This is a genomic window from Glycomyces salinus (assembly GCF_016428645.1).
Taxonomy (GTDB): domain Bacteria; phylum Actinomycetota; class Actinomycetes; order Mycobacteriales; family Micromonosporaceae; genus Glycomyces; species Glycomyces salinus.
On sequence record NZ_JAELXW010000060.1, the window covers coordinates 1 to 19,574 of the forward strand.

Genomic DNA, 19,574 nt, shown 5'->3' on the forward strand with positions numbered 1-19,574 from the left:
GCGGTCCTCAGACCGCGCCGGCCCCCTATCGCGGGGGCGGCGGCCGCGGCGGCGGCAAGGCCCGAGGCGGCGGCGCCGCGGGCGCATTCGGCCGCGGCGGGCCCCGAGGCAAGTCGCGCAAGTCGCGTCGGCAGAGGCGTCAGGAGTTCGACAACCTCTCGGCGCCGAAGATGCAGTCGGGCGCGCCCCGCGGCAACGGCGAGCAGATCCGGCTCCCGCGCGGTGCGACGCTGTCCGACTTCGCCGACAAGATCGGCACTCTGCCGGGCACGCTCGTCCAAGAGCTGTTCGGCCTGGGCGAGATGGTCACCGCCACCCAGTCGGTTCCCGACGAGACGCTCGAGCTGCTCGGTGCGCACCTGGACTGGGACATCAAGATCGTCAGCCCGGAAGAGGAGGACAAGGAGCTGCTCGCGCAGTTCGGCATCGACCTCGACGAGGAGAGCAAGGCCGAGCAGCTGCCGCGTCCGCCGGTCGTGACCGTCATGGGCCACGTCGACCACGGTAAGACCAAGCTGCTGGACGCGATCCGGCACACCAACGTGGTCGAGGGCGAGGCCGGCGGCATCACCCAGCACATCGGCGCCTACCAGGTGGGCGTGGAGCACGAGGGCGAAGACCGCGCGATCACGTTCATCGACACCCCGGGCCACGAGGCGTTCACCGCCATGCGCGCCCGCGGTGCGAACGTGACCGACATCGTGGTCCTGGTCGTCGCGGCCGATGACGGCGTCATGCCGCAGACGGTCGAGGCGCTCAACCACGCCAAGGCCGCCAACGCGCCGGTCGTGGTCGCGGTCAACAAGACCGACCTGCCCGACGCCAACCCGGACAAGGTCCGCCAGCAGCTGACCGAGTACGGCCTGGTCGCCGAGGAGTACGGCGGCGAGACCATGTTCGTCAACGTGGCCGCCAAGCCGCGCATCGGCATCCCCGAACTGCTCGAGGCGGTCCTGCTGACCGCGGACGCCTCGCTGGAGCTCTCGGCCCCGGTGACCGGCAACGCCCAGGGCGTCGCGATCGAGGCCCACCTGGACAAGGGTCGCGGCCCCGTCGCCAGCGTCCTGGTCCAGAAGGGCACGCTCCGGGTCGGCGACTCGATCGTCGCCGGAGGCGCCTACGGCCGCGTCCGCGCGATGCTCAACGCCGACGGCAAGCGCGTCAAGGAGTCCACGCCATCGTTCCCGGTGCAGGTCCAGGGCCTGGCCTCGGTGCCGATGGCCGGGGACGTGTTCCTCGCGGCCGACGACGACCGCACGGTCCGCCAGATCGCCGAGCAGCGGCAGGCACGCCGCCGCGCGGCCCAGCAGGCGGCCCGCGCCTCGCGCACCACGCTCGAGAACCTCATGGACAAGATCGCCGAGGGCGAGCGCACCACGCTCTCGCTCATCATCAAGGGCGACGGCGCCGGTTCGGTCGAGGCCCTCGAAGAGGCCCTGGTCGGACTCGATGTCCCCGACGAGGTGCAGCTGCGGGTCATCCACCGCGGCGTCGGATCGGTCACCGAGAACGACGTCAACCTGGCCGCGGCCGGCGACGAGGAGTCGGCGACGGTCATCGCCTTCAACGTCCGCGCCGAGGGCCGGGTCAAGGAGATGGCCGAGCGCGAAGGCGTCGACATCCGCTACTACACGGTGATCTACCAGGCGATCGAGGAGATCGAGACCGCACTCAAGGGCATGCTCAAGCCCGAGTACGAGGAAGCGGAGCTCGGCTCGGCCGAGATCCGCGAGGTCTTCCGCTCCTCGAAGTTCGGCAACATCGCCGGCTGCCTGGTCACCAAGGGCAGCGTGAAGCGCAACGCGAAGGTCCGCCTGGTCCGGGACGGCAAGGTCGTCACCGAGACCACGATCGACTCGCTGCGCCGCTTCAAGGACGACGCCACCGAGGTCCGCGAGGGCTACGAGTGCGGTATCACCTTGAAGAACTACAACAACATCGAAGAGGGCGACATCATCGAAGCCTTCGAGATGCGTGAGAAGCCGCGCGACTGAGCGCGACCGCTCGAGAACGAAGCCGCGGCGCGGCTCGGGAGAGCCCGGCGAAAGCCGGGTCTCAACCGGGCCGCGCCGCGGTCCGTCCACGGCGAGACCGCCGCGATATCCGACCGCGGCCGAGCCGCATGACAGAGCGCGGCTTGCGGACTCCGGTTTACGAGCGCAGGTAAGTCAAGACGGCCTTCACTCTGCGGTGGTGGTCGCCGTCCTCGCTGCGCAGGCCCAGCTTGGTGAAGATGTTCCGGATGTGCTTCTCGACCGCCCCGTCGGAGACGAACAGCTTCCCGGCGATCGCCTTGTTCGAGTGGCCCTCGGCCATCAACGAGAGGACTTCTCTCTCTCGCGGCGTCAGGGACGCCACCGGATCGTCGCTTCTCCTGCGGACCATCAGCTGGGACACCACCTCGGGATCGAAGACCGTCCCCCCGCCGGCCACGCGGCGCAGGGAGTCCATGAAGTCGTCCACGTCGATCACGCGGTCCTTGAGCAGGTAGCCCACGGCGCCGCGCGCGTCGGCGAGGAGGTCGTCGGCGTAGGAGACCTCGACGTACTGGGACAGGATGAGCACCGGCGCCCCCGGCACCAGCTCGCGCGCCCGAGTGGCCGCGCGCAGTCCCTCGTCGGTGAACGACGGCGGCATCCGCACGTCGACCACCGAGACGTCCGGCTCGTGCTCCTTCACGGCCTCGACGAGCGCGTCCCCGTCGCCGACCACGGCCACGACCTCGCACTCGAACTCCTCCAGGAGCTTGACCAGCCCGGACCTGATGAGCACGGCGTCATCGGCCACCACTACGCGCACGGAACCTCCGCTACGATCACCGTCGGACCGCCCTCGGGTGAGTCGAGCGTCCATTCGCCCTCGGCGGCTCTGATGCGATCGGCCAGGCCGGAGAGCCCGTGCCCCTTGGAGACGTGCGCGCCCCCGACCCCGTTGTCGCCGATCGAGACCACCAGCCTATCGCTCCAGTCCTCGACCTTCACCGAAGCCTGGGAGGCCCGAGCGTGCTTGCTGATGTTCGTCAGCGCCTCGGCGACCACGAAGTACACCGTGCTCTCCACGTTCGCCCGGTAGCGGCCCTTCACGTCTGTCTCCAGCGCCACCGGCACCGTCGAGCGCGCCGTCAGGGCCGCCAGGGCGGCCTCCAGGCCGCGGTCGGTCAGGATCGGCGGGGCGATGCCCCTCGAAAGCGCCCGCAGTTCGTCGATCGTGTCCCGGGTCTGGGCGATCGCCTCCTCCAGGGTCGCCTGGGCCGCCTCGGGGTTGGCCTCCATCTGCCGCCGCACCCGCGCCAGCTCCATGCCGAGGCTGACCAGCCGCTGCTGCGGACCGTCGTGGATGTCGCGCTCGATGCGCCGCAGCGCCTCGGCTTCGGCGCTGGTGGCCGCGTCCCGAGACTCCTCCAGGCTGTCGATCCGCTCGTGCAGGCCGCTCAGCGAGGTCAGCAGGCCCTTGCCGATGTAGCCCTGGGCGAGGGCCAGACCTCGGACGATCGGCACCAGGAGCGCGGCCATGATCAGTCCGCCCAGGATCGAGAGGATCGAGGTGGCGAAGTACGAGTCTCCCCAGCCGAGCCACCGGGTGGCGTACTCGAGTCCGTCGTCGGTGTCGCCGGTGGCAAGAAAAATGATCCACGCGTACAGGGGCCGGGTGATAGCGGCCACCGTCGCGAGCCACCAGGAGATGGTGATCGCGAACGCCGCGACGGCCACCGGGAAGTTCGCCACTGCCCACAGCGCGTTCAGCCAGGACTGCCCGTCGGTGAACACCGTCAGGAACCGGCGCAGCACGGAACTGCCCTCCGGGGCCCGCTTGTAGCGCGGCCGCGGCAGCTGCCGCCGGAGCACGAACGGGAGCTGGGCCCGGCCGGCGACGGCCACGCCGCGCATGGCCAGCAGCGTCGACGCCGCGATCGGGATGCCGATCCAGATGATCGCCGTGCCCGTCCCCAAGGCGAGTCCCACGATGCTGATGATGAAGGCGGGCAGGGCGATGAAGAACGACGAGAGGTTGTAGCCGGTATCGATCCCCAGTTGCCGGAGCGTCTTTCGCATGCGTCCAATCTAAGCGGTGCGCTCCGGCCGCAGCGAGCCTGCGGGCAGGCGGATCGGGGGTAGGGCTGGCCCTACCCTCACCGCACCCCGGCGCCCGGCGCGTCGGCCGGGCGGGTCGCGATCCCGGCGACCGAGTTCAGCAGGCTCATGATGCAGATCCCGATCACCAGGTTCACCGCCGCGGTCGCGATCTGGGACTCCAGCTCGGCCTCCACCGTGAACGGAATCAGCACCGCCACGGCCGTGGCCAGCATCATGACCCAGTTGAAGAACGCCATCGGGCGCGGCATGAGCAGCAGCATCAGGTGCAGCAGCCCGGTGGCGAGGAGCGCGATGCCGAAGGCCCCGAAGGCATAGGTCGTGGTCGTGGTGTCCCCGTAGGTCCCGGCGTCGGACGGCGACAGGATGTGGATGTCGAGCACCCCGCGCACCAGCAGGATCCCCACCAGCGCCACCAGCGCCGCGACCACGGCGGTGCCGAAGCCGCCGGCCCACAGCTTGCCCCCCTCCACGCCGGGCCGCTGGTCCGGTCCGGCCGTGGACTCGGCCGGAAAACGCCGCGTCTGGTCGCCGTACTGCTGTTCCCACCCGCTCTGCGGTGCGGACATGGTTCCCCCTCATGGCGGTGCCGTGAATTCGGTCCGGTGTTCTCCTCTACAGGCCATGGTCGCAAGAGGCACGTGACCGACATCCCGAAACGGCGGATTTCGGGCGGACTAAATGATCTTGGTGCTCGCGGCCGGGACGCGTAATCTAGAGCGGTGTTCACCGGATGCGCCGAATTCGATCTCCTCCTCCCGCCCGACTCCCGCTCGCTGAAGGCCAAGCGCTCATATGTGCGCCCGATCGTCGCCGCGCTGCGGAAGTTCGAGGTGGCGGCGGCCGAAGTCGGCGACCAGGACCTCCACGGACGCACGACCGTGGGCGTCGCCGCCGTGGCGGGCGACCACCCGCACGTGCAGGAGATCCTGAACGCGTGCGAGAAACTCGTGGCCGCGCGCCCGGAGGTCGAGCTGCTCGGCGTCCGCCGCCGCGTGTTCGGTCCCGAGGACGAGTAGAGGAAGCAGAAGGCAGGGAAGACGACATGGCTGATGAGGCGAAGCGGTCCCAGGTGGCCAAGCGGGTCATGGAGCTGACCGCTCAGGCGGTGCGCAAGCTCAAGGACCCGCGCGTGGGCATGGTCACCATCACTGACGCGCGCATGACCCCCGACCTGCGGGAAGCGACGATCTTCTACACCGTCCTCGGCGATGAGGAGCAGGTGAAGTCCTCCTCGGCGGCGCTCGAGCGCGCCCGGGGCCACCTGCGCACGGTCGTCGGCCGGGCCCTGGGGATGCGGCACACGCCGTCGCTGGCGTTCGTGGCCGACACGGTCCCCGAGCACGCCGGCCGCATCGAGGAGCTCCTGGCCGAGGCCGCCAAGGCCGACGCCGAGGTCCACAAGATCGCCCGGGGAGCCGCCTACGCCGGCGACCCCAACCCGTACCGCGAGGAAGACAAGCCCGAGGACGAGGAGTGACCGCCGGGGCATCCACTGCCCCGGCCCCGTATCGGCGCATCGCCTCCCTGGCGCTCCCGGCTATCGTTTTCGTTTTTTTCGAATAGCGATAGGATCGTGTCTAGGAGGTGTCGAACATGACCGGTGTGCTGGATGAACGGACGATTCTTCCGCCGTCGACCCACCTGAATCGGCTCGAGGAGCTGGTCCGCGCCTTGGCGGTCGAGGTTGAGCCATGCCGAGCCAGGCTGGTGGGCCCGGACGGGTCGACGATCGAGCTGCCGGACGAGGTCTACCAGGCGCTTCGCGATGTGGTTGAAACGCTGTCGCAGGGCCTGGCCATCACCATCGCCCCGCACAACACGATGCTTACCACGCAGGAGGCGGCGGACTTGCTCAACATCTCACGGCCCACGCTCGTGCGGCTGTTGGAGGACGGCGAGGTCCCGTTCAGCAAACGTGGCCGACATCGGCGGGTACTGCTTAGGGATGTGCTGGCATACCAGGAACGCAGCCGCCGCGAGCGGCGGGCCGGGCTCGGAGAGATGGTCGCCGAAGGCGAGGAAGCGGGCCTGTACGACTCACCGATGCCGATGAAGCCCACTCGGTTAGGCCTGTCGCGTGCGTCAATCAGCGTTGCTTGACACCTGCGTGCTCTTTCCAGCCTATCCGTGCGATACGTTGCTGTCACTGGCCGAAGATGACCTTTATCGACCGCTGTGGTCAATGGACATTCTGTGTGAGCTGAGGCGGCAGGCGGCCCGGTTCCGGCGTGAGCCGTTGAACGTCGCGGGCCTGCTCGGCAGGCTAGACAGATCCGGCGTGCCCGGATTCGCGGCCGAAGTCCGCCGGTACATCCAGCGTTGACTTCACTCGGCTGGGGCCTCTCTTCTTCCGGAGCGGACTCGCGGCCTTAGCGCTCAGTGGATGCGCGGTCATCCACTGGCTCGCGTGTATTGGCGCCTGGGCCGTGGTGGGCGCCGAGCGCGGGTGACGATAATCGTCTCAATATCTGGATTTACGGCTGTGCAAACCTTGAACGCCCGTTAAGGTATCGAGGATGAACGCCAAGTCATCGCCGCGACGTAAACGCCGCACGCGTTCCACTAAGTGGGACGATCAGAAGTCCGAGGCGCTGCGCGCCCTCCAGGAATCGCTCGACCGCCACCAATAGCCACCGCCGCCGCGCCGCGGCCGGGCGACGCCGGTTAGCCTCTACGGCTGTGACTTCACCGCAGCCGGGCATCGCCGTCGTCGACAAACCTCAGGGCATCACCTCCCACGGGGCGGTGGCCCGCATGCGCCGCATCTGCGGCACCCGCAAGGTCGGCCACGGCGGCACGCTCGACCCGATGGCCACCGGCGTCCTCATCGTCGCCGTCGGCAAGGGCACCAAGCTCCTGACCTACGTCTCCGGCCTCGACAAGTCGTACGCGGCCACGATCCGGCTCGGCCGGTCCACCGTCACCGACGACGCCGAAGGCGAGATGACCGCCACCCGAGACCCCTCCGGAGTGGCCGACGAGGCGATCCGCGCGGCCCTGGAAAGGATGGTCGGGGAGATCGACCAGGTCCCCAGCGCCGTCAGCGCCGTCAAGATCGATGGCCAGCGGGCCTACAAACGCGTCCGCGACGGCGAGACGGTCGAACTCGAGCCCCGGCGGGTCACCATCGCCTCGATCGAGACCGGACCGATCCGCAGGACGACCGACGCCGACGGACTCCCGGTGATCGACCTCGACATCGACGTCTCGTGCTCCTCCGGCACCTACATCCGCGCCATCGCCCGCGACCTCGGCGCCGCACTCGAAGTCGGCGGGCACTTGACCGCGTTGCGCCGCACCAGAATCGGCCGATTCGGACTCGACGAGGCCGCGACCCTCGACGAACTGGCCGAACGCTCCGAGGCCCCAGGCCCGGTCGAACTCATGCCGCTCGGAGCCGCGGCCGCCCGCCTCATGCCCACCCGCACCGCCACCGCCGCCGAGGCCAAGGCACTCTCCTTCGGCAAATCGCTCGAGGCCGCCGGCATCGACGGCCGCTACGCCGTGCTGGACGAGGCCGGGGAACTCCTGGCGGTCATGACCGACCGCGGTCCCCGCGCCAAACCCGAGACCGTCTTCGCCGCCGCCTAGTTCAGTACCGAGACCCGGAAGCCCCCCGGCGTCATCCCGGTGTACTTGTGGAAGTACTTGCTGAAGTTGGTCGCGCTCGAGAAGCCCAGCCGCGCCCCGATGCGGGCGGCCGACAGGTCCGAGCTGGCCAGGAGCCGCTTGGCCTCCAGGACCACCCGCCGGTCGATGAACTCCTTGGCCGGCATTCCGACCGCCGCGAGCGTGGACCGCGAGAGCGTGCGCGGCGAATAGGCCAGGGCCGCCGCGTAGTCGGCCAGGCGGCGGCTCCCGGCGAAGTCGCGCTCGACCGCGTCGCGGAACGCCAGGTAGATCTCGCCCGGTTCGGACCCGCTGCCGCCCTCGGCGGGAAGCGCGGCGATCCGCAGCAGCAGCACCGCCAGCAGGTGCCGCAGCACCTGGAGGCGCGTGTCCAGCGGGAGCCGCTCGGTCGCGCCGAACTCCCATTGCAGCTGGCTCGCCGCGACCCGGATGATCGCGTGGTCCTCGGCGCTCGGGTTGCGCAGCACCGGCGCGTGCGGATCGTCGGCGCAGACCCCGATCGCAGTGTCGGGATCCAGGAAGCCGCCTTCGAAGCGCACCAGGGTTCCCTCGGCGCCCTCCAGCTTCGACCACTGCTGCACCTGGCCGGGCCGGGCCCACAGCCACGAGCCGGGCCGCAGCGCGTAGTCGGTGAAGTCCACCGAATGCCACAGCGAGCCCGAGCTGAGGGTGAGCAGATGGTGGAGATCGGAACGCACCGGGCGCTCCGGGCCGCCGTCGCGCTCGCGCAGTTGGGCGAGCGAGAGCACCTCGACGCCGACCGGAAGCGGACCGGAGGCGTTCAACGAGCGTGCCGGAATGTCGTCGTGTCGAGTTCTGACCAGCATCGGTGTCCAGTTTATCCGGTGGAGCGAGGTTTCAGGGCGCCTTCGCGCCCCCTTGTGGTTGTTTAAATTTGAAGTAGCCTTGTGCCCATGGCAGATACCAAGACCGTGGACTTCTGGTTCGACCCCGCGTGCCCCTGGGCGTGGATGACCTCCCGCTGGATCATCGAGGCGGCCAAGCGCCGCGACCTCCACGTCCGCTGGAACGTGATGAGCCTGTTCGTGCTGAACGAACCGAGGCTCGACGAACTTCCCGAACACTACGCCGAGATGATGCCGAAGACCCTCCCGGCAGTACGGGTGGCAACGGCCGTCGCCCAGAAGTACGACAACGACACCCTCGGCCGGCTCTACACGGCCCTGGGCAACCGGATCCACCTCGACGGCGAGAAGAACTCCGAGGTCTACATCCCGGCCGCGCTGGAGAAGACCGGGCTCCCGGCCGAACTGGCCGAAGTCGGCGGGTCCGACGAGTACGACGAGGCCCTCCGCGCCTCCCACCAGCGCGGAATCGACCTGGTCGGCACCGACGTCGGCACCCCCGTGGTGGCCGTGGAGAACGACGAGGGCGAGCAGGTCGGCCTCTTCGGTCCCGTGGTCACCCCGGCCCCGCAGGGAGAGGCCGCCGCGAAACTCTGGGACGGCGTCTACGCCGTGACCACCACCCCGGGCTTCTACGAACTCAAGCGCACCCGCACCAAGGGCCCGGACTTCAGCAACCTAACCGCCGACTAGGACCCGGACGCACGGGACCGGCCCCGGGCGGAGCCCGGGGCCGGTCCCGTCGGGTCTATAAGCTCACCTGGGAGAGCCAGGACTGCTCCTCGCCCCCGCCGGCCTGCCGGTAGGGCTCGAGATCGCGGTCCCACTCCAGACCCAGCAGCTGGTCGAGGCCGCTTCGCAGGGCCTCGTTGCCGGTCGTGGTCGCCAGGAGGGCGCGGATGCGGTCCTCGGCGATCATGACGCCGCCGCCGGCCCCCATCGCCGCGCGGTAGAGGCCGCGGCCAGGCACGTGCATGATGCGCGTGCCGTCGATGCCGGGGCTCGGCTCCTCGGTGACCTCGAAGCGGAGCATGTTCCACTGCGCCAGCGCCTTCGCGACGTCGGCGGCCATGCCCGGATCGCCGGCCCAGGGGCGCTCGGCGCGCATGTTCCCGCGCTCGACCTCCTGCGGAGACCAACCGAGCTTGACGGAGTTCGATCCGAGGACACGTCCGATCGCCCACTCGACGTGCGGGCACACCGCCGGCGGGCTGGAGTGGATGTAGATCACGCCGCGTGTCTGCATCGCGCACCTCCTTGGGAATCGGCGTATCTCTTGAGTACGGATCACTCCTTGTGGTCAATTCGAGACGATTCGAAGTCTCCCAACGGGTATCGACCGGGTAGAGCAAGGGATGAACTCGAACCCGGCACGCTATTCCGCTCAGTTACATACTGACAGCTCTGAACACATCGCGCTAGGCTTAAAGCGCTCCGAGCACTCATTTTTTAGATGATTCGATGCATCACATCCTCGCCATGTGCTAGGAGGCGGAACGCGGGCCTGAGATACACTGGGTCGTAGACCGGCATACTGTCGGTTTTCTTTTGTGGTCCAACCCAGGTTCAGTGCCCTACAAGGGGCCGCTGCCTGCGTCTGGCCGAGCAATCGTCTTACACATGGTGAGGAGACCGGCGTGGCAGCCAACACTTCGAAAACAGCACGCGCTTCCGTCAAGGCCGGCCAGAAGGCAGGCAAGGCGGGCGGACTCAACGTTCTCGGGGAATTCAAGTACCTGATCCCGCTCAACAAGGGCAAGCACGTGTACCTGCGCGACCTGACCGATGGCAGCACCAAGCACTTCGCCACCGGTTCGGACGACTTCGCCGAGGCCGTCAAGGTCCTCGCCGAGGCCGGGCACGGCGAGAAGATCAAGGCCGAGATCGAGGCCTTCGCCGCCGACCTGCCCGCCGAGCAGGGCTGGGACACCACCTTGAAGTCCCTCGAAGAGGCCGGTGCTTTCGGCGAGGTCGCCGAGGCCGCCGCCTGAGGCACCCGATACGGCAGAGGCTCCTTCCGCACGGCGGAGGGAGCCTTCTTCCGTCTCCGGGCCCTATCCTTCGGACTCCTCGTCGTCGGTGCACACCGGCTCCGACATGGGCGTGTAACTCACTTCCCAGAGCGCGGCCACCTGGAAGCAGTACTCCTCGTCGGGGATGAGCCCGCCCGTGCTCAACTCGAGCTCCACGGTCTCCCCGAGGTTGGACGCCTGGTCGTCGCCGACGCGCTGCCCCAGCACGTAGTACTGCAACTGCGATTCGGCCTCGTCGGCGGTCGCCGGGGCCTCCCAGGTCAGCGTGACCTCGCCGTCGATCCACGAGGCGATCTGGACGTTGCGCGGCGCGTCGGCGCCCTCGGTCTCGGCCTCGGGTACGTCGTCGACGCCGTCGGAGTTGAACAGCCACAGCCAGCCGACCACGACCAGCGAGAGCACGACCGTGATCACCAGGCCCAGGACCAGGTACGGCTTGAGGCCGCGCCCCTCTTCCGCGGCCGGGGCCTTGGCGGGCTTGGCCGGCCCCGCGCTGCGCTTGCCGCCGTCGCGGGAGATGACCGGCGGGGCGAACGCCGCCGGCTGCCCCGGCGGAGCCGACTGCGGCGGCGCGGGTGCGGCCCCCTGCGGCGCCCACGGCGTGCTCGGCGGCTGCATGCTCACCGGCGCCTGCGGAGGCGCAGAATGCGGAGCCGCCGAGACCGGCGGCGCGCCCTCGGCAACGTAGTTCTGCATCGCGTTCGGAGCGCTGCTGACCGGCGCCGAGCCGTCCAGCTGGCCCGAGTACCGCGGGTCCGCCGGCTGCCCCAGCTGCGCGCCGTAGCCGCCGGTCGACCCGAGCGTGTAGGCCGAATCGGGCGAGTTCGGAGGCTGCGAGCCGACCGGCGCGAACGGATCCAGCGGCCCCATCTGCGGCGGCCGGCTCTCCAAGGGCCGGTAGACCGTGGCCTCGTTGCTGACGTCGCCGATCTTGGCCGGGCCCCCGATCTTCGCGATCCCGCCGGTGGAACCGAACAGGCCCCGCTGGAGCTCCTCGGCGAAGGCGGCGCAGGACTCCGGACGCCGCGCCGGATCCCGCGAGAGCGAGCGCAGCAGCAGGCCCTCGAGCCACTCGGGGACGTCGTCGCGCTGGAGCTTCGGGGGCTGGGCCTCCGAGGTGACCCGCTCGCGGTGTGTGTCCGGGTCGGTCCCGCCCTCGGGGTTGGCGAACGGCGCGTGCCCGGCCAGCAGGTGCCACATGCTCGAAGCGAGGCTGAACAGGTCGCTGGCGGCGGTCTGGGCCTGACGCAGCAGTGCCTCCGGTGAGGCGTGGAGCGGGGTGAGCTTGTCGATCGCCTCGGTCGCCGACAGCGCCGCCGGGGCGCGGGCGATCCCGAAGTCCGCCAGCGCCGGACCGTACTGGCCCCGCAGGATGTTCTGCGGTTTGACGTCCCGGTGCAGGATGTTCGCGTTGTGCGCCGCCTGGAGCGCCTGTCCGATCTTGATGCCCACGTCGACGACGTCGCCGACCGGCAGCGGGCCGTCCGCCTTGAGGATCGCCGAATAGGAGCCGCCGTCGCAGTACTCCATGACGATGTACGGCTGCCCGATCTGGGTCGAACCGGTGTCGATGATCGAGACGATGTGGGGGTGGTTGGAGACCGCGACGGTGGCCTCGAGCTCTTTGGAGACCGAATCGGCGGTCGTCATGTCGTCGTCGACCAGGAGGACCTTGACGGCCACGGTCCGGTCGAGCCGCTCCTGGACGGCGCGGTAGACGAACGCGGTCGACCCGTGCGCGACCATCTCGAAGTCGCGGAAGCCGGGGATGTCCGGAGTGGGGGAGCTCAAGGGTGCGGCTTTCTGTTGGGGACGAGCAGTGAAGAACGTTCAAGCGTCCCCAACAGATTAGCCGCCGCTTCTAAATGTGCCCGGCCTGCCCGTTGAGCAGGTTCGCGACCCGGATCAGGCCCAGGTGCGAGTACGCCTGCGGGTGGTTGCCCAGGCCGCGCTCGGCGATCGGGTCCCACTGCTCGGGCAGCAGGCCGGTCGGTCCGGCGCAGGCGAGGATCTGCTCGAACAGCTCCTCGGCATCGGTCCGGCGGCCCACCTGCATGTACGCCTCGGCCATCCAGGCCGCGCACAGGATGAACCCGCCTTCGGTGCCCGGCAGGCCGTCGTCGCGGTGGTACCGGTAGACCGTCGGACCGCTGCGCAGGCCCGCCTCGATCTTCAGGACCGTCTTGAGATACCGCGGGTCGTCGGGCTCCAGCAGCCCGGACAGGCCCACCCACAGGCTGGCCGCGTCCAGGTCGTCGTGCCCGTAGGCGGCCGTGTAGGCCCCGACCTCGTCGTTCCAGCCCAGCTCCAGCACGTTCCCCGCGATCGAGTCGCGCAGCTTGGGCCAGGTGGGGCCGTACTCCATGCCGAACTGCTCGGCGACCTTGAGCGCGCGGTCGACCGTCGCCCAGCACATGACCTTGGAGTAGACGTGGTGGCGCGGCGCCTGCCTGGCCTCCCAGATGCCGTGGTCGGGCTCGTGCCAGCGCTTCTCTACCGCCTCGACCATGCTGGTCATGACCGACTGCTCGAAGTCGGTCAGGTGGCCGCGGCGCTGCGCGACCGACTCGATGAGCATCGCCACCGGCCCGAACACGTCGAGCTGCACCTGGCTGGAGGCGGCGTTGTTGATGCGCACCGGCCGCGAGCCGGCGTAGCCGGGCAGGGTGTCGATGATCGCCTCGGGGGAGGGGGCGGCGCCCTCGATGTCGTAGAGCGGGGCGAGGCGCTCGGGGTGCCCCACGGTGCGTTCGATGATCCCTGCCACGTATTCGAAGTACGACTCGGCCTCGGTGAGCGAGCCGAGGTCGACCAGGGCGTGCGCGGTCATGGCCGCGTCGCGGATCCAGCAGAACCGGTAGTCCCAGTTGCGGACCCCGCCCAGCTCCTCGGGCAGCGAGGTGGTGCCGGCGGCCAGGATCGCGCCGGTCGGCTGGTAGCACAGGGCCCGGAGCGTCAGCGCCGAGCGCGAGACCGCCTCGGGCTCGGTGAGCGGGAGCTTCAGCGACTCCGACCAGTTGCGCCAACCGGCCTCGGTGGTGCGCCGCCGCACCTTGACCGGCGGCTTCCACGCGTCCAGGTCGTCGACGCCGCAGCGCATCTCGAGGGTCAACTCGCCGCCGATCTGGCTCAGATCGACCCGGGCGGTGGCCAGGCAGTGCTGGCCGTCGTGCTCGACGCGCCACTCCACGCCGGGGCTGCGCAGGCTGATCGGCTCGTTGGCGCTCAGGACCTTCAGGCCCGACTCGTCGATCGGCTGGAGCTGCACGGGCATCTGCCCGAACTCCGGGCGCGGCGCGAAGGTGATCTCGACCGGGACCTCACCGGTGATCTGGCGGACCAGGACCGTGGCGTTGAGGTCGCCGCGGCGCCGCGGGGTGGAGTCCATCCAGTCGGTGACCGTCAGGCCCGGCCAGCGGGTCTCGACGGTCATCGTCCCGGCCACGTACCGCTGCCCCAGCGGGATGCCGGCGTTGACCGGCTGCACGGTGAAGTGCCCGGCGTGCTCCCCGCCGAGCAGCTCGGCGAAGATCGAGCCCGAGTCCGGGCGCGGGTGGCACATCCACGCCACCCGCCCGTCCGGGCTCAGCAGTGCGTGGTTGGCCCCGTCGGCGACCATCGTGTGCCGCTCGATGAGCTGGGCCGACTCGCCCTGGAGCCAGGACCGGCGGGTGTCGACCAGCTGCGCGAGCAGCTTCGCGACATCCTGCGGATCGGCGATCCGGTGCGTGGCCCGGGTGGGCCCGGACCCGACCCGCACGCCGATGTCGGGGCCGTGGAGGTTCGCAAACGCGTTCTCGTCGGTCACGTCGTCGCCGAGGAACAGCACGGCCGAGGCCCCCAGCTGATGGCGCAGCTTGTCCAGGGCGTCGCCCTTGTGGGTGGTCACCACCGACAGGTCGATGACCGCCTTGCCCTCGGTGGTCTGCACCCCGTCCCAAGTGGAAGGGCCTTCCAGGGCCGCCCTGACCGCCGCATCGGCGTCGCTCTCGGTCGCTTCCCTGACGTGCAGCGCCGCCCCGGCCGGCTTCGGCTCGACCCGGGCGCCCTCGTAGCGCTCGGCGAGGGCGGTCAGCTCGGCCACGAGCTTGTCCCGCCGCCGCTGGTCCTCGCTCGAGAGCGCCCGGGTGAAGCCGACGTCGAACTCCGAGCCGTGCGAACCGACCAGGTGGATCTCGCTGGGGAGCCGCGAGAGCGCCGCCAGGTCCCGCAGCGCGCGCCCCGAGACGACCGCGACCTTCGTCTGCGGCAGATTCGCGAGCGTTCGCAGCGCCGACACCGACTCCGGGATCGGCTTCGCCTGGGACGGATCGGTCACGATGGGGGCGAGCGTGCCGTCGTAGTCGCAGGCGATGAGCAGTTGCGGAACGCGAGCGAGTCTGGTCAGGGCCGAGCGAAGCTCGTCGGAGGAACTCAGTCCTTCGGGGCCGAGTCCCTCTGGGCTAGGTGCGGTCATCAGGCGTATCTCCAACACCGGTCAGTTGCGATTTTAGGCAAGTGCCTAACAATGATGGCTAGCCGAATTTACGCTCACGAGCTTCGCCGAGAGGACCCGCCGGGCGCAGTTCGGAATTAGTGTCCTTCCGCCTCATCGGCGGTCGAGCTGCCCGGATTGTACGCCGCGCTTCGCTCCGGAACTCCTAGCGCCGTGAGGAAACTGCGTGCCCATCGGGTGACGTCGTGCTTACGCAGATACCGCCTCATCGCGCGCATCCTCTTCATCTTATCTTCCGCGGACGATTCCGTCGCTGTCACAAATCCGTCTTTCAAACCGGTCAAATCGTGCGGGTTCACCAGATATGCCTGCCTGAGATCCCCTGCGGCACCGGCGAACTCGCTCAGAACGAGCGCGCCGTGGTTGTCGACCTGGCTGGCCACGAACTCCTTGGCCACCAGGTTCATGCCGTCGCGCAGCGGCGTGACGGCCATGACATCGGCCGCCTGGTATAGCGCGGCCAGCTCGTAGCGGTCGAACGACTGGTGCAGGTAGTGCACCGCCGGGAGCCCGACCTGGCCGAATTCGCCGTTGATGCGCCCGACCTCGCGTTCGACCTTGTCGCGCAGCACCCGGTACTGCTCGACCCTCTCGCGGCTGGGGGTGGCCACCTGGACCATCACGTTCCGGGGCACCTCGAAGCGGCCGTCCTCCAGCAGCTCGCGGAACGCCTTGAGGCGCTGCTCGATGCCCTTGGTGTAGTCGAGCCGGTCCACCCCGAGCATGATCGTCTCCGGGTCGCCGAGCTCGGCGCGGATCTCCTTGGCGCGCTGCCGGACTCGATCCGAGGCGGCGATCTGCTCGTTGTAGGCGGTGTCGATGGAGATCGGGAAGGCGTCGGCCCGGACCAGGCGGTCGTCGACGGTGACGTAGTGGCCGCGCGGCCGGTAGCCGAGCAGATGGCGGGTCAGCGACAGGAAGTTCTGGGCCGCCAGCGGGCGCTGGAAGCCGACCAGGTCGGCCCCCAGGAGCCCCTTGAGGATCTCCATGCGGTGCGGCAGCTGCATGAACAGTTCCACCGGCGGGAACGGGATGTGCAGGAAGAAGCCGATGCGCAGGTCCGGTCGCCGCTCGCGGAGCATCGCCGGGACCAGTTGCAGCTGGTAGTCCTGGACCCAGACCACCGCGCCGGGCGCGGCCTCGGCCGCGCACACCTCGGCGAAGCGGGTGTTGACCTCCAGGTACGACTTCCACCAGGAGCGGCGGAAGACCCGCGGTTCGACCGCGTCGTGGTAGAGCGGCCAGAGCGAGGCGTTCGAGAACCCCTCGTAGTAGCGTTTGACTTCGTCGCCGCTGAGCTCGACCGGCAGCAGCCTGATCCCGTCGGCCTCGAAGGGCTCGGGCGCCGGCCCGGTCTGGCCGGCCCAGCCGACCCAGGTGCCCTGGTTGGCCTGCAGTACTGGTTCGAGGGCGGTGACGAGGCCGCCAGGGGATCGGCGCCAGGTTCGATTTCCCTCGTCGTCGACCGTGGAGTCGACGGGGAGGCGGTTGGCCACGACAATGAATGATGCGTTGCTCAATTTGGTAGTCCCTCCTTGGCACCAGATTACCGGCGGTGCCCGGGAGTGCCGCCGCCGTGACGCATCAGCCCCCGGGCGAGCCCGAATGGCGGGAATGGGGAGGGGCTTGACATCATTGAGCGGATCGATATCGAGTGACGTTGAGGGATCAGTGTGGCGCAGTTCATTTACACCATGGAGAAGGCTCGCAAGGCGCACGGCGACAAGGTCGTCCTCGACGATGTGACCTTGTACTTCCTGCCTGGTGCCAAGATCGGCGTGGTCGGCCCGAACGGCGCCGGCAAGTCGAGCCTGCTCCGGATCATGGCCGGGCAGGACCAGGTCTCCAACGGCGACGCCAAGCTCGCGCCCGGCGCCACCGTCGGCATGCTGGCCCAGGAGCCGCCGCTGGACGAGTCCAAGACCGTCATGGAGAACGTCCAGGAGGCCGTGGCCCCCATCCAGGCGAAGATGGACCGCTTCAACGAGGTCGCCGCCGAGATGGCCACCGACTACACCGACGAGCTGATGGCCGAGATGGGCCGCCTCCAGGAGGAGCTCGACGCCGCGAATGCCTGGGAGATCGACTCTCGCATCGAGCAGGCCATGGACGCCCTGCGCTGCCCGCCCGGGGACTCGGCGGTCACCATCCTCTCCGGAGGCGAGCGGCGCCGCGTCGCCCTCTGCAAGCTCCTGCTCGAGCAGCCCGACCTGCTGCTGCTCGACGAGCCCACCAACCACCTCGACGCCGAGAGCGTGCTCTGGCTCGAGCGGCACCTGGCCGCCTACCCCGGTGCCGTCATCGCCATCACCCACGACAGGTACTTCCTGGACAACGTCGCCGAGTGGATCCTCGAGCTCGACCGCGGCCGGACCTACCCCTACGAGGGCAACTACACCACCTACCTCGAGAAGAAGGCCGAGCGCATGAAGGTGGAGGGCCGCAAGGACTCCAAGCTCCAGAAGCGCCTCAAGGACGAGCTCGAGTGGGTCCGCTCCAACGCCAAGGGCCGCCAGACCAAGTCCAAGGCCCGCCTGGGCCGCTACGAGGAGATGGCCGCCGAGGCCGAGAAGACCCGCAAGCTCGACTTCGAGGAGATCCAGATCCCGCCGGGCCCGCGCCTGGGCAACTCGGTCATCGAGGTCAAGGACCTTCACAAGGGCTTCGACGGCGAGACCCTGATCAACGGCCTGGACTTCAACCTGCCCCGCAACGGCATCATCGGCATCATCGGGCCCAACGGCGTCGGCAAGACCACGCTGTTCAAGACCATCGTGGGCCTGGAGAAGCCCGACTCCGGCGAGGTCGGCATCGGCCCGACCGTCCAGCTCTCCTACGTCGACCAGGGCCGCGAGGGCCTCAACGGCGACCAGACCGTCTGGGAGGTCGTCTCCGACCGCCTCGACTACATCATGGTCGGCAAGGTCGAGATGCCCTCGCGCGCCTACCTGGCCGCCTTCGGCTTCAAGGGCCCCGACCAGCAGAAGCCCACCAAGGTCCTCTCCGGCGGCGAGCGCAACCGCCTCAACCTGGCGCTGACGCTCAAGGAGGGCGGCAACGTCCTCCTGCTCGACGAGCCGACCAACGACCTCGACGTCGAGACGCTCTCGAGCCTGGAGAACGCCCTGCTGGAGTTCCCCGGCTGCGCCGTGGTCATCAGCCACGACCGGGCCTTCCTCGACCACGTCGCCACCCACATCCTGGCCTGGGAGGGCGTGGACGAGCACGGCGAGCCCCGCTGGTTCTGGTTCGAGGGCAACTTCGACTCCTACGAGAAGAACAAGATCGAGCGGCTCGGCCCCGACGCGGCCAAGCCCCACCGGGTCACCCACCGCAAGCTCACCAGGGACTGAGGATGGCCCGCTTCTCGGTGGACGTGGCCCTGCGCTGGTCGGACATGGACGCGTTCGGCCACGTCAACAACAACCAGTACCTGGTGCTGCTCGAAGAGGCCCGCGTGGCGCTGATGTTCGGCGCCGCCGGCGAGGCCGGCCTGGCCGGCTTCCGCGAGGGCATCGTGGTCGCCCGGCACGAGATCGACTTCCTGCTGCCGGTCACCGTGCCGGCCGAGGCCAGGGTGGAGCTGTGGATCGAGCGGATCGGCAACGCCTCGTTCACCGTCTCCTACGAGATCCACGCCGACGACAAGATGTGCGCGCGGGCCAAGTCGGTCCTGGTGCCCTACGACGTCGACGAGGGCCGTCCCCGCCGCCTCACCGACCCCGAGCGGGACTTCCTGCGGCAATGGGAAGCCTAGGGCTCGCCGCCGACGACGCCGCCTTCGCCGCGCGCGTCGCGCGCCTCGACTCCGCCGCGCCCGTGCTCGTCCGGGACGGGCGCCTGTGGGCCCTCCTGCCGTTCGGAGTGCTGGCCTGCCGCGAACTCGCCGGGGACTTCCCCGACGGCGTCTTCCGGGCCGCCGACCTCGGCGAGGGCCTGCGGGACGCGGACCCGGCAGGGGAGTGGCGCGGGCGGCTGCCCCGCGGCGACTGGGAGACGATCGAGTCCCTGCCGGCCCCCGAGGTCGCCAGGCTCGACCGCCAGGCCGCCGACGCGATCCGGGCCCGGCGGGGCCAGGGCGTCGGCGACCGCCGCCTGCGGGACGCGATGCTCGACCACGTCGCCGTGCGCGTCGAGCGCGGCGACGCCGAGTATCCCGTCCAGTTCCGGCTCGTGGCGGCGCTGATGCGCATGGGCTTCCTCGGAGAGGACCCGGTGAGGGTGCTCCGCGCCGGCAACCGCGTCGGTCTGGCGGCCACTTATGGCGTAGTCTGGGAACGCGAACGCGGCCTGCCCCTGCTCTGAAGGCCGATCCCGACACTGACGGATACCCGACGTAGCGGGGGCTTCATGGGCCGATTCTCGCCACCGACGTATGAGACGGGTGACAGTCAGGCCCAGCGCCTGCGAACGTGTGCGCGAGGCCTCATACTTTTGGACAGGAATGACTGACGGT

19 protein-coding genes are annotated in these 19,574 nt (G+C 69.4%); 11 read left to right on the forward strand and 8 right to left on the reverse strand.

All coding sequences use genetic code 11. The features are described 5' to 3' along the window. A partial coding sequence (gene infB, locus JFB92_RS16420) for a translation initiation factor IF-2 (RefSeq protein WP_199041185.1) occupies positions 1-1,994 on the forward strand: 1,994 nt, incomplete at its 5' end. Between the two features lie 157 nt (positions 1,995-2,151). Here infB and JFB92_RS16425 read toward each other — a convergent pair. The 3 genes from JFB92_RS16425 to JFB92_RS16435 form a co-directional block, all read right to left on the reverse strand. Next, entirely contained in the window at positions 2,152-2,799 is a 648-nt protein-coding gene (locus JFB92_RS16425; RefSeq protein ID WP_199041188.1) for a LuxR C-terminal-related transcriptional regulator, read from the reverse strand. Continuing rightward, positions 2,790-4,052: a sensor histidine kinase gene (locus tag JFB92_RS16430; protein WP_199041191.1), complete on the reverse strand. Its 1,263-nt coding sequence runs from the start codon at positions 4,050-4,052 to the stop codon at positions 2,790-2,792. The genes JFB92_RS16425 and JFB92_RS16430 overlap by 10 nt, the downstream gene beginning before the upstream one ends. 77 nt (positions 4,053-4,129) lie before the next feature. Further along, positions 4,130-4,660 carry a DUF6069 family protein gene (locus JFB92_RS16435; RefSeq protein WP_199041194.1) on the reverse strand — a complete coding sequence of 177 codons (531 nt, stop codon included), beginning with the start codon at positions 4,658-4,660 and terminating at the stop codon, positions 4,130-4,132. Positions 4,661-4,813: 153 nt separating this feature from the next. On the opposite strand from JFB92_RS16435, the gene JFB92_RS16440 reads away from it, so the two are divergent. The 5 genes from JFB92_RS16440 to truB all read left to right on the forward strand — a co-directional run bounded on the left by JFB92_RS16440 (position 4,814) and on the right by truB (position 7,685). Further along, positions 4,814-5,110, forward strand: coding sequence for a DUF503 domain-containing protein (locus JFB92_RS16440; protein WP_199041198.1), 297 nt, complete (start codon positions 4,814-4,816; stop codon positions 5,108-5,110). A 26-nt stretch (positions 5,111-5,136) separates the two neighbouring features. Then, a complete protein-coding gene (gene rbfA / locus JFB92_RS16445; protein ID WP_199041201.1) occupies positions 5,137-5,571 on the forward strand; it encodes a 30S ribosome-binding factor RbfA in 435 nt (144 codons plus the stop codon). A gap of 116 nt (positions 5,572-5,687) precedes the next feature. Then, positions 5,688-6,194: a helix-turn-helix domain-containing protein gene (locus tag JFB92_RS16450; protein ID WP_199041205.1), complete on the forward strand. Its 507-nt coding sequence runs from the start codon at positions 5,688-5,690 to the stop codon at positions 6,192-6,194. Between the two features lie 82 nt (positions 6,195-6,276). Then, positions 6,277-6,417 carry a VapC50 family PIN domain-containing toxin gene (locus JFB92_RS27230; RefSeq protein WP_504778751.1) on the forward strand — a complete coding sequence of 47 codons (141 nt, stop codon included), beginning with the start codon at positions 6,277-6,279 and terminating at the stop codon, positions 6,415-6,417. Between the two features lie 431 nt (positions 6,418-6,848). Then, the gene (truB, locus tag JFB92_RS16455) at positions 6,849-7,685 is read left to right on the forward strand and encodes a tRNA pseudouridine(55) synthase TruB (protein WP_233163408.1); all 837 of its coding nucleotides are present in this window, start codon (positions 6,849-6,851) and stop codon (positions 7,683-7,685) included. Here the strand turns inward: truB and JFB92_RS16460 are convergent. After that, positions 7,682-8,551, reverse strand: a complete 870-nt coding sequence (locus tag JFB92_RS16460; RefSeq protein ID WP_199041210.1) for a helix-turn-helix domain-containing protein — start codon at positions 8,549-8,551, stop codon at positions 7,682-7,684. The genes truB and JFB92_RS16460 overlap by 4 nt on opposite strands. Positions 8,552-8,638: 87 nt before the next feature. Between JFB92_RS16460 and JFB92_RS16465 the strand changes: the two genes are divergently transcribed. Continuing rightward, complete coding sequence (locus JFB92_RS16465; protein ID WP_199041213.1) at positions 8,639-9,283, forward strand: mycothiol-dependent nitroreductase Rv2466c family protein; 645 nt, start codon at positions 8,639-8,641, stop codon at positions 9,281-9,283. Positions 9,284-9,338: 55 nt separating this feature from the next. Here JFB92_RS16465 and JFB92_RS16470 read toward each other — a convergent pair whose 3' ends face one another. Further along, complete coding sequence (locus tag JFB92_RS16470; protein WP_199041216.1) at positions 9,339-9,836, reverse strand: DUF3145 domain-containing protein; 498 nt, start codon at positions 9,834-9,836, stop codon at positions 9,339-9,341. A 391-nt stretch (positions 9,837-10,227) separates the two neighbouring features. Between JFB92_RS16470 and JFB92_RS16475 the strand changes: the two genes are divergently transcribed. Continuing rightward, positions 10,228-10,581, forward strand: coding sequence for a hypothetical protein (locus JFB92_RS16475; RefSeq protein ID WP_199041219.1), 354 nt, complete (start codon positions 10,228-10,230; stop codon positions 10,579-10,581). 63 nt (positions 10,582-10,644) lie between these two features. On the opposite strand, the gene JFB92_RS26255 is transcribed toward JFB92_RS16475, so the two are convergent. The 3 genes from JFB92_RS26255 to JFB92_RS16490 form a co-directional block, all read right to left on the reverse strand. Then, positions 10,645-12,414 carry a protein kinase domain-containing protein gene (locus tag JFB92_RS26255; protein WP_199041221.1) on the reverse strand — a complete coding sequence of 590 codons (1,770 nt, stop codon included), beginning with the start codon at positions 12,412-12,414 and terminating at the stop codon, positions 10,645-10,647. A 70-nt stretch (positions 12,415-12,484) separates the two neighbouring features. Then, the gene (otsB, locus tag JFB92_RS16485) at positions 12,485-15,079 is read right to left on the reverse strand and encodes a trehalose-phosphatase (RefSeq protein ID WP_199041237.1); all 2,595 of its coding nucleotides are present in this window, start codon (positions 15,077-15,079) and stop codon (positions 12,485-12,487) included. Positions 15,080-15,195: 116 nt separating this feature from the next. Continuing rightward, entirely contained in the window at positions 15,196-16,638 is a 1,443-nt protein-coding gene (locus JFB92_RS16490; RefSeq protein WP_233163402.1) for an alpha,alpha-trehalose-phosphate synthase (UDP-forming), read from the reverse strand. 153 nt (positions 16,639-16,791) lie between these two features. Here JFB92_RS16490 and ettA point away from each other — a divergent pair, with 153 nt between their 5' ends. From ettA to JFB92_RS16505, 3 genes are read left to right on the forward strand one after another with little or no spacing between them, the layout of a single operon-like run. Next, entirely contained in the window at positions 16,792-18,471 is a 1,680-nt protein-coding gene (gene ettA, locus JFB92_RS16495) for an energy-dependent translational throttle protein EttA (RefSeq protein ID WP_199041239.1), read from the forward strand. Between the two features lie 2 nt (positions 18,472-18,473). After that, positions 18,474-18,875 (forward strand): acyl-CoA thioesterase, encoded by a 402-nt coding sequence (locus JFB92_RS16500; RefSeq protein WP_199041241.1) that lies wholly within the window; start codon positions 18,474-18,476, stop codon positions 18,873-18,875. Beyond that, positions 18,863-19,423: a DUF8185 domain-containing protein gene (locus JFB92_RS16505; protein WP_199041243.1), complete on the forward strand. Its 561-nt coding sequence runs from the start codon at positions 18,863-18,865 to the stop codon at positions 19,421-19,423. The genes JFB92_RS16500 and JFB92_RS16505 overlap by 13 nt, the downstream gene beginning before the upstream one ends. Positions 19,424-19,574 lie beyond the last annotated feature (151 nt).

What these genes read in the sequence shown, in the direction of transcription:
- JFB92_RS16465 (WP_199041213.1), top strand. Translation starts at nt 8,639, where the DNA reads ATGGCAGATACCAAGACCGTGGACTTCTGGTTCGACCCCGCGTGCCCC.
- rbfA (WP_199041201.1), top strand. Translation starts at nt 5,137, where the DNA reads ATGGCTGATGAGGCGAAGCGGTCCCAGGTGGCCAAGCGGGTCATGGAG.
- JFB92_RS16430 (WP_199041191.1), bottom strand. Translation starts at nt 4,052, where the DNA reads ATGCGAAAGACGCTCCGGCAACTGGGGATCGATACCGGCTACAACCTC.
- truB (WP_233163408.1), top strand. Translation starts at nt 6,849, where the DNA reads ATGCGCCGCATCTGCGGCACCCGCAAGGTCGGCCACGGCGGCACGCTC.
- JFB92_RS16460 (WP_199041210.1), bottom strand. Translation starts at nt 8,551, where the DNA reads ATGCTGGTCAGAACTCGACACGACGACATTCCGGCACGCTCGTTGAAC.
- JFB92_RS16505 (WP_199041243.1), top strand. Translation starts at nt 18,863, where the DNA reads ATGGGAAGCCTAGGGCTCGCCGCCGACGACGCCGCCTTCGCCGCGCGC.
- otsB (WP_199041237.1), bottom strand. Translation starts at nt 15,079, where the DNA reads ATGACCGCACCTAGCCCAGAGGGACTCGGCCCCGAAGGACTGAGTTCC.
- JFB92_RS16500 (WP_199041241.1), top strand. Translation starts at nt 18,474, where the DNA reads ATGGCCCGCTTCTCGGTGGACGTGGCCCTGCGCTGGTCGGACATGGAC.
- JFB92_RS27230 (WP_504778751.1), top strand. Translation starts at nt 6,277, where the DNA reads ATGGACATTCTGTGTGAGCTGAGGCGGCAGGCGGCCCGGTTCCGGCGT.
- JFB92_RS16450 (WP_199041205.1), top strand. Translation starts at nt 5,688, where the DNA reads ATGACCGGTGTGCTGGATGAACGGACGATTCTTCCGCCGTCGACCCAC.
- JFB92_RS16435 (WP_199041194.1), bottom strand. Translation starts at nt 4,660, where the DNA reads ATGTCCGCACCGCAGAGCGGGTGGGAACAGCAGTACGGCGACCAGACG.
- JFB92_RS16470 (WP_199041216.1), bottom strand. Translation starts at nt 9,836, where the DNA reads ATGCAGACACGCGGCGTGATCTACATCCACTCCAGCCCGCCGGCGGTG.